Raw genomic sequence first — 13,470 nt, 5'->3', positions numbered from 1 at the left:
GCCAAATGCGAATGACTGACCACTTGTCAATTTTTCTATTTAGGAGATAAAAGCTTGATTTCATCAATCTTACTAGCAGCCGCCGCCAATGTCCCCGCAACACCTGAGTGGAACCCCACAGTAGGAATCATCATCAGCGTCAGCTGTTTGGTAGTTCTTTTGCTGACATCGTTTATTAAATCTCCCAAGGTAGGTCCCAAATTGCCTGTACTTTCCATAAGTCTTCCAGCATTCATTGGTGCTATGTGTTTTGGGCATATTATTGGCATTGGCATCGTTCTAGGGCTGACAAATATTAGTAATCGCCTCTAGATTTTTAGATATCACGTTCTTTATCACACTATGTCGATCTCTTTACTTGGGAAAATTAACATCTTCCCCAAGAAAGAGAATTCTGCTATTTCATTAGACTTCGTGGCAGTTGTCAGGGAAAAGGTTAAGGGGGAACTCACCGGTTCCCTCTGGGGATAAGGGGGAGGGAGGAAGGAAAAATAAAAACCCTTTACCCTTTTACCCAACTCGTGGCAATTGGGACTTTTGCAAGAGTCCTATTGATTAGAGCATAAACCTAGAAGCAGGAACTATGGTTGAGGCACAGCATTGCTGTGCCTCAACCATATGGTTTGTCGTTGCTGCACATAAAAACCGTCGTAAATTGCTGCGTCGCTAGTTCAGTTGCTCGCTCTTCAGAATTGTCTATTCTAGAAATTGGAGCCTATAAACTCGGCCATGCTGCAGTATCCAAATCTCAGCAAGCATAGTTGGTGCCGCAACATTATATATGTGTAAAAAACAACATATGAGACGTCTTTCTGGACGGTTGAAAATATCTAGTTTTAGGAAAATGTAATGCAAACAAATTGGAAAATCGGGTCTTTATTCGGAATTCCACTGTTTTTAGACCCTCTGTGGTTTGTGATTTTAGGGCTGGCAACCCTTAACTTTGGAGTCGCTTACCAAGCATGGGGAACGACTCTAGCTTGGAGTGCTGGAGTGGTGATGGCATTGCTGCTCTTTGGTTCAGTATTATTGCACGAATTGGGTCATAGCTTAGTTGCGCGATCGCAAGGTATAAAAGTCAATTCGATTACCCTGTTTCTGTTTGGTGGTATTGCTTCTATCGAAGAAGAATCCAAAACCCCAGGAAAAGCATTTCAAGTTGCAATTGCTGGACCATTCGTGAGTGTTGTCCTGTTTGTCCTCCTCAGCCTGCTAGTAAATGTTTTGCCTGATAACAGTCCTGCCAGCGTTATGGTTGGAGATTTAAGCAGAATCAACTTAGTTTTGGCACTGTTCAACCTGATTCCTGGTTTGCCTTTAGATGGCGGACAAGTTTTAAAAGCAGCTTTGTGGAAAACAACAGGGAACCGTTTTCAAGCGGTACGGTTAGCAGCAAAAGCAGGGCAAATTTTGGGTTATGGGGCGATCGCCCTAGGCCTGGCAGTAGATTATTTTACTGGGGAATTAGTCACTGGTTTGTGGATAGCTTTGTTAGGTTGGTTTGGTATCCGTAATGCTAATAGCTATGACCGCATAACAATTTTACAAGAAACCTTACTCAGTCTGGTTGCCGCTAATGCCATGACTCGTGAGTTTCGGGTCGTCGATGCTAATCAGACTTTGCGTTCTTTCGCCGACTCCTACCTTTTGGAGACTAACACTCCTGGAGTTTATTTTGCCGAATCTGATGGACGTTACCGGGGCATCATTTCCATAGACGATTTGCGCCTTGTGGAAAGAAGTGAATGGGAAACCCTAACGGTGCAAAGTATAGTGCATCCCCTGACAGAAATTCCCACTGTTGTTGAGTCAACTCCTATAGCAGAGGTGATTAACAAGCTGGAAAATGAACAATTACCCCGCATCACCGTGCTTTCTCCTGCTGATGCTGTCGCTGGTGTGATTGATCGAGGGGATATTGTGCAGGAGTTAGCACAAAAGTTAAATTTGCGGATCACTGAAGCCGAGATTAAGCGGATAAAAGAGGAAGGGAGTTATCCGCCTGGTTTGCAATTAGGAGTTATTGCAAAATCGCTGCAATCGTAAACAGTTGTTAATATATTTGGGGTGCCAACAAAGTAAAGCACCCCAAGTATGCTTTTCTATAAATTTTGTTTTATAACAAAATTTATAGAAAAGCTTGCACACCCAATTGTTTCTGCTTACTGGAGTTATCTTGAACTAAAATTTTGTCCCCTAGACTAATGCGGCCTTGGATAGAGTCTTTTTGGTTCAAAGCTATAGCCAGCTATAGCCAGTGGAAGCTTTGGAATTGGGTTTGGCTTGTATTAATACAGCATTACCAACGCGATCGCCTGCATGATTGTTGGTTCAATCACTGTGGTCTATTTACCGGAAAATTGCTGTAATGAGCGGTAAAAGCGCACTTGCTTAATTTGCGATAGTTAGTCCGGCGAACTTGAGAAGGTTAGCGAAGATGACTTCTCCATTGCCTCCTAGGATGGGCTTCCAGTGTTCAGGTGCTGCATTGAAGTAGGACTCACTATCCGAATCCAACAGACCATAAAACACCTCGGCTACAATCCGACCGCCCACCCAGCCTAGCTGGGTTTTGGCTCCACCTCCATTGAGTAGTTGTTCTTCGTTGAACGTGCCATCTTTATCTAATTTGATTGCATCCACCACTGAGGCTTGAGCCTCAGCCAAGATATAAAACCACAGAGGAGTATCTGTTTGAAGAGTTGAATCGATTTCTTCAAATTTGAACAATGCCTCCCCATTCTTTCCTTCAACCGCTTTTCTCGTAGATAGGTACTTTGGTTCTAGTATTTTAACCGGAAAACAATTTTTCTTGAGTACATTTGCGATCGCTTGTCCGCCTTGCACTTTATATGTGTTGCCACGAAGTAAGTTGAGGAGGGCTAACGAAGGGCGCGGAGGATTAACCTCTTTGTCTGGTAACTTATCAGGGCTTATTGTGTCCTCAACTTCCTTAACCAATCCCCCAACCGTCGCGCTGGTTGGTAGCACCGGAGGTGGCAAAACACCAAGTGGATCTACCAAGGTTGGATCAATTTTGTAAGCAAATTGTAGCCGGACTTCAGGACGCGGTTTTTCATCTGCGGCCTGGTCTCGAGGTTCGGTGGGGAAAACGCCAGGTTTCGTATTTGGAAAAAAGCGACCCCAGTCATCAATGACATGGGTTTTCGGTAGTGGATCAAATCCCAGCAAACTGTCTTTGTCGTCATCTTCTGGGTTCTTGGGTGGCATGCTGGGTGGGAAAATACTCAAGCGTTTGTTTGTATTGAGCCGATAACCTGTCCTTACTCCTGAGTGTCCAAAGCGGTAAGCCGCCACCACAAACTCGCGGGGCAAGTTTTGACGCTTGTCTTTAGTATAAAGGGCGTAGAGTTTTTGCCGCTTTTCACGTGTTGTGGCTTCCTTAAGGTCAGCAAGCACTTCAGCTTTGACAATGCGCGGTAAAAAGTCTTCGATCACCAGCTTTTGATAAGTCCAGCGCACCTCATTGCGTGCTTGATTAAATAGGGCAGTACCAGTTAATTGTGGATCATCTTTCTTAAGCTTTTGAACCACTGCATTGTGATATTTTACAAATGCCAAATGGATTTGGCTGATGATAGAGTTTTCATCATTGCGCTTGTCGCCAATAATAGCACGACCGTTGGGGCTACGCAGTAAGTCTTCAGTTGCTTGCTCAACACTTAATTGATTCTTATCACTATCTTTGAACAGCAAAGTGGCACCGTCCTCAGCATATAAGAAAGGCTGAGCATCCGGTCCGTCGCCATATAACGAATCCAAATCAAAGCGTGGCGTACGCAAGTTGCTAGGTAAACGATCTTGTTGTCCCGCATCTGCTGGGTTCAGTGATGATGTGTTATCGAAGGTCAGATCGTGATCGATGAATTGACCAAAGTAGGTATAGCCTGCTGGTACCCAAAGGTTTTCTTCAGGATCTGGTCCATCTTTAACCGTATCAACTTCTGCCTTTATATTTGCGGCAAGTTCCACAAGTTTATGTGTTGGATAGCCTTCTTTTCTTAATTCCAGTAGAGTCGTAAATTCTTGTTCCCGTGTCCCGACAGAACCGTGACCAAATCCACTCATATAATGTTCCTTAATGAAGGTTGAGTTTGAGTAAGGATAATAGATACCCTTTGATTCTTTATTAGGTGTAAGTGAAATTAACTTATGCACTTACCACGGGGTATAGCCGCACCCACGCAATTGAAGTAGTCACTCATTGTCGCTAATGGGGTAAAAATAGCCCAGACACTGTTGGCAAATTCGGAAATCATTTATGCCAAACTTGTCAATGAGCCCGATGAACTGATTGATACCATTTCTCTGTAAACTTGCACTTAATACTTACTCTTTAATTCTTGGCGTCCTTGGCGACGCCAGTCGCCTCAAGTCGGGAGACTTGCCCACGGCGCTGGCTCGTCTATGTCCTGCGGACACGCTGCGCTAAGGCGGTTCGTTTCATAAATATTAAGTGCATCTATGGCTACGCCGCGCAAACTATCATGGACAATTGGTATGAGTACCTTTTGAGCAGCTAACCGGATAGCAAAATCCTGGCTGAAGCAAGTAGAGTACGCAGTCAGTCGGTAGGAAGCTGACTGAAAAGGGGTAGCTCCCTTCGGTATCCTTTGGTATGGGGTCAACAAGTGCGATACGCATGATTGCGTCTGCGCTCTGCGCAATCGCCCATCATACAGATGCTTGAAAATGTGCGATCTGCGCGGAGCGCAGCAGCGTTTGCGCAGCGCCCCCTTAGGGGCTAGCTATCGCCTGATCATAATTTCCAGCTGCAAAAGCTTGCACGCCCAATTGTTTCTCGTTACTGAGGTTGTCTTGAACTAAAATTTTGTCCCCTAGACTGATGCGGCTTTGCATAGGGTTTTATTGGTTCAAAGCTGTAGCCAGTGGAAGCTTTGGGATTGGGTTTGACTTGTATTAATACAGCATTATCAACGCGATCGCCTGAAGGTAAAAACTTAATTGCACCTGTTGCTCCCTGTAGGGAAAAAGTACCAGATAACGCTTGTTGTACTCCGTCTCTAGTATCCTTTTGTTTAAGTGCTGCTGCAATGACTTTGGTAGCATCAAAGGCGGTAGCTGTACGCCAGGTAACTAAGTCTGTATCACCCCATAATTTGTATGCATTTTGGACAAAGTTTTTGTCGGGGGAGAGGGTGGCGTCCCAAGGAACTGCTATCACCATCCCGTTAACAGCATCGCCAGCAGCCAGAGTATCTTTGGTTTGTAAACTGGGGTTTCCTAATAACGTAATTTGACCTTGATTTGCTTTGGCGAGTGCGTTAAGCGTAGCTCTGCCTACGGCAATCGCTCTATCCATTCTGTTTACTTGAGGGTTCAGAAGTATGGCATTTACACCTTGTTCTTTTGCATTTTTTATAATAGTTTTTGGCTGGAAATTCTTGGACGCAAAATCGCAATCAATATTAATTAATTGAATTTTTTTTTGCTCAATTGCCTTCTCAAAATCATTTTTAAATGACTGGTCTGCTGCGTTAGAATCATTACAGGTACCAATTCTGTTTTTGCCAGTAGTTTTAGTATATTGCGCCAGAGCATCTGCAATTGTCGTAAAGCTGATAACTGTCCGATAGATATAGTTACCGTCGGTGCGATCTGAGCGATCTGTTAATCTTGTGGAACTACTGGTTGGTGAAATCATCACCAATTTTCCCGCCTGATATTTCTCAGAGGCTGGAAGGCTAGCATCGCTGCTGTTATGCCCAACAACTGCTAATATATCTTTTTCTTGCACAAATCTATCAGCAACCTTTACAGCAATAGCAGGATTGTTATCATCGTTTGCGATTTCAACTTTCAATAACTTCCCATTCATACCACCTTGATGATTTATCTCTTGTTGAGCTTGTGCCACTCCCCGGAGAATTTCTTGGGCAACATTGGGGTTAGTGGCAATGGGAACGGGAACACCAATTGTCAGTGCTGGTTTTTGAGCAATCTTGGCATTATTTAGATATATCAACGTTTCTGGATCGTTAGGATACTGCCGCAAAGACTTTTCAAACTTACTGATTGCTAGGTTGTAATTTTCCTGTCGAAACGCCTGTACGCCCTCTTTTTTATAGGAAGTTGTGAATGTCCTCACTAATATTTTATCGCCAGAACTAAACCGAGCACGGGATTGAAATTCATCAATAACACGCCATGAAATAACACCAAAACTTGCTATTGCACCGACAACAATAGCTGTTTGCAAAGCAACTTTTTTCCAACTTTGCTGTTGATGCTGTCGGGGATATTTCAGTTCTGCTGCTGCGGTATTTTGATAAATAACGGGTAGCCACGAAGCACAAGGATACTGATTTTCCCATTCTTCTTGCAAGCGTGCACGAGCTTGTTGTACAGATGCATATAGAGATTCACCAGCCGCAAATGCCGTGAGAAAATATTCCAAAAAATGTTGTGCTACTATATCGGGAACAGGCTCGCGCATGACAATTGTATAGGGAATGCGTGCATCAGCCAAATTACGTGCCAGTCCAAGTCCATCGCAAGAGTTAAAAATTGCTAGTTTTAATCCTTTTTGGACAGCATGTCTGAGACTATGGCGTAGATGTTCCAACGGTAAACTCTCGTTGGCATTAATTTTAATCTCTCCCGAACTATCATCTTGTTGGCTACAACTGTGTCCGGCAAAAAATAAAATATCCCAAGATTTCGTCCATAATTTATCTCTCAGTTCTTGAGATGATGGTTCTATTAACGATTCAATTATTGCGCCTGGTAAATTGTTTTCTAGGGCTGACAAATCTTGTGTAATATTGATACCTTGATTGTCGCCCAAAACGGCGAGGATTTTAACAGGAGTTTTTAACTTCTTTTTAGATGGTTCGTACTCCGAACTTACTATAATTTCCGGTTTGGGATGACTGAAAAGATCCCATAAATGCCAAGGAAGTCGCTGTAGCAAAGATTCTTGCGTTTGCAAAATAAAGCGCACATCCTGTAAATTACCAATTTTTAGTAAAAATTGTCGCTCTAATTTTCGTACTGATGGTTGATTTAACCATTCGTTGAAACTGGATTGAAACTTTTGAGCAGCTTGATTACAATCTTCTAAAGTAGATACATTTGTTATTTGACTCTCAGGAAGGGTGATTAACCAATTGGCTGGTAAGTTACGATAAATTCTTTGCCAATTTTCGTAGTTTTCCTTAACTGCCAATGCGGGCGGTAACCTACCAGAAAATTCGTCATAATCAGGTCTACCTTCTTCGCCAATTCTAACTCTGACAGGAAATCCTTTCTCAAAACTGCCTTGTTCAATCCCGAAGATAACCCGCATGTCCACTTTTCTTACCCTGTACTCATTGACTTAGCTAAATGATAAAGTGTTCCGTAATGCTTGCATTATTTATACTAACCTGAACTCCGAATCTTTCACCGAATTCTGCACAAAATTTTAATTGGATGTAATTATCAACTTCTCTGGCTTTGACTTCAAGAAACGGCTGTCCATTTTCATACAATCCAGCTAATTGCAAGTTTGGTGGTAGGTAGGGCTGGTTTCCTATCGGATATACTCGCAACAGAACAGCAACAGTTTTGTCAGGTTTAGATAAAATTGCTACCATTAAAGCCACTGGATTATTGGCGAGTTGCATCCCTAAATCCATGATGCGTCTAGCACTGATAGCAGAGTGCTTTGGTTCTATCGTCCACAAAGTTTCTGCAAGCTTCCAACGCTTTTCTTCATCTTCGCTTGTTCTTAAAAGCTGAGCAAGTACATCGGTAACACTAACAGAGTTAATGTTATCCTCAGGTGATTCTACGTCTTCAACTTGATTACCAGACATTTTTTCTAAAAGTTCTAATGGTAAGTTGTTTTCCCAACTGCGATGGGGATATAATTGATCAATTACTTTCCATACTTCTTGTGATGTATTTAACTGAAATCCTCCTGTCCGTCTAAAACGAAAGGCTACTTGAGGACTTCTTTGACAGGATAATTCTTCAATACTTTGCCATTGGGATTTGTAGATACCTTCTAGCCATTGCCGCAAATGCACAAGATGGGAAGATTCTATTAATCTTTCCAATGGTTGCAACTCTTCAATGTCAATTTGTGATGTTTGAATATCAGGTAAAAATCCCCTGATTTTTCCTTCTTTACAGGTTTGATTTAGTTCTACAACAACATAACCAATACGATTGTCCCAAACATCAGGAGGAACATAACAAAGGCGATCGCCTGTCCTGATTGCTCTACATTCTAAACGTCCTACTCCGGTAAGCAATAAATCTGCAACATCTGCCATCAAGCGCCCGTATTGATTCCAGCTATAACTGGCTTCTAATTCAGTCGGAATATCCAGCATTTCTAAGTAGCTCTTGACCACTAGTACAGCTAGAGTATTTACATACACTTGTTTAGCTTTTTGTTGAGTTGGTTGTTCTTGGGCAAATTCCAGAGCAGTTTCTCGAAATTTCGCCGGAATGGGAATAGAGATGATTTGCTGTTGGGTGGAGTAACTCATAGCCGTTAATTCAAAAATTAGGACTCGATATTAAAATAACCTTCGCTGTCAAAATAACCTTGGGATTTGCCAAAATTGAGAAGGCGGGGAAAACACTCACGTTGATAGAACCTGCTGAGGGTGGATATGGATACGCCGAACTCTTGAGATAAATCTTGCCAGGGAGTTTCGGGTGGTAAGCGACGTTCTATCAAAACTAGACAGTTGATATCTGGACGATTTTGTACGTGGATGCGACGCAAATTATTGGCTTCTTTTTTTAACCATTCCTGGATTTCTTGTAATATGGGTGGTGCTTGCGATCGTGCTGGAATTAAATTTACTGGATCTAGCTCTTCACCATTTTGATCTTGTATGGGATGAATTGTATTATTACTACCAACCCTACGACTATCTTCTAACCTGTACTTCAAATACCCGTTGAGCCATGTTATGATACTACCTTTTTCTGGATTGTAGGGATTCTTGGCGGTAGAAGCCTCACAAAGATTGCAGCAAAAATATAGCCAGGTTTTTTGTAGTGCTTCCTCCGCATCAGGTACGCCCGTACCCCGCAACAGTTTACCTGTTTTTTGAATTAGTAAAAAAAGTTTGTGCAATCCTTTTTGACGTTCAATACTACCTCTCGGATGCTGACAGGTTTGTTTCACAAGTTGAAGGATTTGTACTTCTAATTCATCCATACTGTCATCGTCAGTCTGATTTGATTGTTCAGGGTTACCTGGCAATAGTCTTGGCATAACTTACCCCTACAAGTCTTATGGCTACTTTTCCAGATGTGATCTGATTTCGTACTTGCTATTTTTGTCTTCAGACTTAAATTGATTGATAACCTTTGTAACATCGACACCAGTTGTCTGCCGTAACTGCTCTAAGAATGACGCCATTTTGGGAACACTACCACCATTTGTAGCATCAATGACAGTCAAATTGTCTACCTGTACCTCTGGGACTCCTGCAGCCAACATTCGCAACAATGGTTCTAATTTTTGGAAGATGAAGATTTCTCGGGCAGATGCACCAGCGTTTTGCCAAGATTCGGCTAGATACTGCGTCCCGGCTGCTTGGGCTTTACCCTGTTCAACAATGCGGGCTGCATCTCCTTTTGCTTTGGCGATCGCCCGTTGGGATTCTGCTTCTGCTGGTGCAACCACATCAGCTTGTAACTGATTTTCAACCTGTTTGATGCGTTCGGTTTGCACCCCAACTTCTGCCTGCACCTTTGCTACTTGGGCATTAACAACCGCTTCTACCTCTGCGATCATAGCAGTCCGCTTTGTCAGCGCGTCTTTAACTCTGCGTTCTGCGTCTGCTTTAGCAATTTCTAAATCCCGTTCAATTTGTTTGAGTTTGGTAATACGGTTATTTTCTGAAACTTTAATTATTGCCTCGGCTTTAGCTTGGGCTTCTCCTATACGCGCATCTCGCAACAATTCTGCCTGCTGCTTGCGTCCAATTGAATCAAGATAGCGCACCTCATCGAAGATATTCTTAATTTGCAAGTTGTCTAGTACCAATCCCAGCTTTTCCAAATCGTCTTCAGCTTCTTCAAGCAGGGTTTTGGCGAAGGCTATTTTATCTTCGTTTACCTGTTCTGGCGTCAGGTTTGCCAATACTCCTCGCAGATTTCCCTCTAACGTCTCCTTTGCCAACTGTTCGATATCTTTGCGGCTTTTACCCAAGAGTCGCTCAATTGCATTGTAAATTGTCGGTTCTTCTCCAGCAATTTTGATATTTGCGACTCCTTCAACTGTCAGGGGAATTCCGCCTTTTGAGTATGCATTCGATACTCGCAACTCAATAATCATGTTTGTCAAATCCATGCGGAAAGTTTTCTCTAATAGCGGGGTTTGAATCCTACTACCTCCTTTCACTAAACGGTATCCAACCGAACTCCCATCACCAAGAGAAGTGCGACTGCCAGCGAAGATGAGTACTTCACTTGGTTGACAAATATAGTATAAGTTACGAATCACCCACCAACCGGCGGCAGTTCCAGTACCAAAAATTCCCAGTAGTAAAGCGATTATTTCCATAATCTTTCTCCAGAATTCAAGTGTAATTTGTAGAACATTAAAACAGGTTAATTAACGTCATTAGCTTTGGGTAGGCGTTAAGCGTAGCTCTGCCGTAGGCAATCACTCATTTCAGGAATTGTCGTTCCTTTGCTTTTGTACCCAAAAGATGTGAGTTGGGGGACTTTACCCATAACTTGTTTCGCTGGGGTGCGTTCAACGGGATAACGAATCTGCTCTGGATATACTCGGAAAGAATCGAAGAAATTAGCTGTTTCTGTAGTTAATTCACCAGGTGCTACAGCTCCAAGAAAGTACATGCGTCGTTTAACTATAAAAGACTGATATTGTCCAAAGGCTCCATTAGAATGTTGCACCACAAACTCTGTACCAGGATACCCCTCAATCACAAGATCGGTACTCCGAACGACTTTACCAGACAACTCTTGTTTACCAGAGAATTTCTTTCGGAATTCATCTTGCATAATTTTCCGAAGCCCTAAAGTAGATAGATATTCAGTTTCTTTAGGTAAGTCTACGTAGAGGATGAAATATACCGTTTTAGTTGTTGGACTTTCAGAACTTAATTGTTGGGGTTTCTTCTCGGTTATACGCCCTGGCATCCAAATTTGAGTATCGCCCTGTGCTGTGGAATAAGTAACATCGTTGGCAATGAGATCTGGCTGGTTAGGTGCTATAAACACTACATTATGATGGGATACTGGTTTGTTAACCAATGCTGCAGATGGGTTCTGCGTTCCCAAAGTCACCGCAATCATGGTAATAGCAAAAGTTTTTAAGGTGTTCATAAAAAACCTCGGGAGTTTGGAAATAGTGAGTGACTTAAAACCTTAGTCCTTTCCTTGATTGAGAGTTCCTGTGACATCAATACCAAGGGTTTGATTGACGCTTTCTAGGAACTGAAATACAATTTCGGGATAAACGTTGACTAAGCTGGCTAAAGATTTTCCATCACCGTTGTCAATCACGTTGACTTTCTTGAGTTGAATACGCTTGGGAATCTGCACTGCTTCTTGGAGTACAGTTTCAATTTGTTGGATTAGGAATAATTTGGAAGCATCTGTTCCAGTTTGCTGCCAAACTTGGGAGAGAATATCGTTTACTAAAGCTGCGGCTTTAGCATTTTCTTCCAAAGAAGCGGCTTCCCCTCTGGCGCGGAGTTCTTGGGCTTGGCGTTCGGCTTGGGCTGGGAGAATTTCATCTGCTTGTAAGCGCAAGCGTTCTAATTCTGAACGTAATGCTTGCAGAACTTGTTCAGCTTTTGCCTTCTTTTCTTGAGCAACAGCTGTGGTAATTTCTTCTTCACAGCGGGCTTTTTGTCCTAGCTTTGCCTTGATTGTGCGGAGTTCGTTTTCTTTCTCCAGCACAATAATTCTGTCTTGGGTTTTGGCGACTTGGGCGTGTTCCTCACATTGGGCTTCTATTTGTTCTGCTTGGGCGATCGCATTTGATTCAGCAATTTCCGCATTTTTGACAACAAGAGCAATTTGCTTGCGTCCCCAAGATTTGAGATAATCTACATCATCAGAAACACTTTGAATTTTCAGGGTGTCGAGTTGTAATCCTAGTTTTGTAAGGTCACGGCTAACATCAGAGGCGATACGGTGGGCAAAACTGAGGCGATCTTCATTGAGTTCTTCAGGTGTGAGGGTGGCGACGACACCCCGCAGATAACCTTCTAGAGTTTCGCGAGAAACACGAGTTAATTCTGAGCGATCGCGATCCAAAAAGCGTTCAATAGCATTACCCACAACTCCTGGATCTGTGGAAATTTTCACATTGGCAATTGCTTGGATATTTAAAGGTGTTCCTCCTTTGGCGTAAGCATTCCGTACCTCCACCCGTACCGGCATAGTGGTGACATCCATACGCTTAACAGTTTCCACAATCGGAATACGAATAGCCCGTCCACCTAATAGCACTCGATAACCGACTTCTTGTCCATCCTGAGTACGCCACCTACGTCCAGAAAGAACCAATACTTCATTGGGTTTGCAGATACACAAAAAAGATTTAACGAACCATACAAATATAACAGCGCTAAAGATAGAAAGTGCAATGGGGATACTGCTAAAAAGTAATCCTTCAACACCATTGTTGTTCTTGTTTGTAGGTGTGTCAATATTAATTTGTGCTACTGGCACCGTCGCTATGTTTTGCTGAAATTTCATAGTTAGTAGTTAGTCATTAGTGATTAATTGTTGTTTTTAGTGCGTGGTCTTTTGTGTTATTTTGCCTCAAGTTACCTCACTCTCTACACAGATACCACCCATACTTTATTGCCCTTCATGCTAACAACAACAACACGGTCACCTTGATGAAGTTGTTGAGTTTCGTCAGTAAAGGCAACAAAATCTACTAAAGAACCTTTAAGATTAACACGTACCTTTCCAGGACTGTTGTCATTCAAAGGAATTTCTACCGTTCCAAAACAACCGATGATATTATCACTACGTACCAAGCTATCTACTACTTGGCGTCGTCGTTGGAGAGAAATTAATCCAACTATTAATACACCACCGATAATTCCCACAGCAACTGCAATTCCCGCAATTATCAGGATTAAGCTCTTCATTTCCTCCTGTCCAATTAATGAATAAATCCCTATATGTTTTTCAGTTGGAGTGGAACAAAATTATCTATCTTGTTACAGAACTTTACAATTGACTTTTCTTCCGATAAAAAGTAGGAGACTATTTCAGCCACCGCCACAACTACCGCCATCACCGCCACCGCCACTGTAATCATTGCCGCCACAGCTACCGTAATCATTGCCGCCACCGCCACCGTAATCATTGCCGCCACAGCTACCGTAATCATTGGTAGTAACATTAGTATTATTATTGCTACTAGTACCACCGTAATCATTGCCGCCACCGCCACCGTAATCATTGCCGCCACAGCTACCGTAA

The 13,470-nt window shown here is 42.6% G+C and carries 11 protein-coding genes and 1 pseudogene; 3 read left to right on the top strand and 9 right to left on the bottom strand.

The features are described from left to right. Positions 1-54 precede the first annotated feature (54 nt). The 3 genes from psaK (at position 55) to AC5JM2_RS32955 (ending at position 2,369) form a co-directional block, all read left to right on the top strand. Positions 55-312, top strand: a complete 258-nt coding sequence (psaK, locus tag AC5JM2_RS32965; RefSeq protein WP_495839946.1) for a photosystem I reaction center subunit PsaK — start codon at positions 55-57, stop codon at positions 310-312. Positions 313-849: 537 nt separating this feature from the next. Continuing rightward, positions 850-2,046, top strand: a complete 1,197-nt coding sequence (locus AC5JM2_RS32960; protein WP_495839944.1) for a site-2 protease family protein — start codon at positions 850-852, stop codon at positions 2,044-2,046. A gap of 158 nt (positions 2,047-2,204) precedes the next feature. Continuing rightward, positions 2,205-2,369 carry a hypothetical protein gene (locus tag AC5JM2_RS32955; protein WP_495839942.1) on the top strand — a complete coding sequence of 55 codons (165 nt, stop codon included), beginning with the start codon at positions 2,205-2,207 and terminating at the stop codon, positions 2,367-2,369. Between the two features lie 22 nt (positions 2,370-2,391). Here the strand turns inward: AC5JM2_RS32955 and AC5JM2_RS32950 are convergent, their stop codons facing one another. From AC5JM2_RS32950 to AC5JM2_RS32910, 9 genes and pseudogenes are all read right to left on the bottom strand, one after another. Further along, positions 2,392-4,089: a peroxidase family protein gene (locus AC5JM2_RS32950; RefSeq protein WP_495839940.1), complete on the bottom strand. Its 1,698-nt coding sequence runs from the start codon at positions 4,087-4,089 to the stop codon at positions 2,392-2,394. A 736-nt stretch (positions 4,090-4,825) separates the two neighbouring features. Next, on the bottom strand, positions 4,826-7,330 hold the full coding sequence (locus AC5JM2_RS32945; protein WP_495839938.1) for an ABC transporter substrate-binding protein: 2,505 nt from the start codon (positions 7,328-7,330) through the stop codon (positions 4,826-4,828). 34 nt (positions 7,331-7,364) lie between these two features. Then, positions 7,365-8,522 carry a DUF1822 family protein gene (locus tag AC5JM2_RS32940; RefSeq protein ID WP_495839936.1) on the bottom strand — a complete coding sequence of 386 codons (1,158 nt, stop codon included), beginning with the start codon at positions 8,520-8,522 and terminating at the stop codon, positions 7,365-7,367. A 17-nt stretch (positions 8,523-8,539) separates the two neighbouring features. Beyond that, positions 8,540-9,262, bottom strand: a complete 723-nt coding sequence (locus AC5JM2_RS32935) for a sigma-70 family RNA polymerase sigma factor (protein ID WP_495839934.1) — start codon at positions 9,260-9,262, stop codon at positions 8,540-8,542. A 24-nt stretch (positions 9,263-9,286) separates the two neighbouring features. Next, complete coding sequence (locus AC5JM2_RS32930; RefSeq protein ID WP_495839932.1) at positions 9,287-10,558, bottom strand: flotillin family protein; 1,272 nt, start codon at positions 10,556-10,558, stop codon at positions 9,287-9,289. A 77-nt stretch (positions 10,559-10,635) separates the two neighbouring features. After that, positions 10,636-11,346, bottom strand: a complete 711-nt coding sequence (locus AC5JM2_RS32925; RefSeq protein WP_495839930.1) for a hypothetical protein — start codon at positions 11,344-11,346, stop codon at positions 10,636-10,638. Positions 11,347-11,388: 42 nt separating this feature from the next. Further along, positions 11,389-12,729: a flotillin family protein gene (locus tag AC5JM2_RS32920; protein WP_495839928.1), complete on the bottom strand. Its 1,341-nt coding sequence runs from the start codon at positions 12,727-12,729 to the stop codon at positions 11,389-11,391. Positions 12,730-12,812: 83 nt separating this feature from the next. Next, positions 12,813-13,133, bottom strand: coding sequence for an NfeD family protein (locus AC5JM2_RS32915; RefSeq protein WP_495839926.1), 321 nt, complete (start codon positions 13,131-13,133; stop codon positions 12,813-12,815). Between the two features lie 123 nt (positions 13,134-13,256). Then, positions 13,257-13,470: pseudogene (locus AC5JM2_RS32910) on the bottom strand (DUF2207 domain-containing protein); the annotation flags it as partial.

This window comes from Brasilonema angustatum (assembly GCF_059505445.1).
This window is presented reverse-complemented; position numbering and strand designations above follow the sequence as displayed.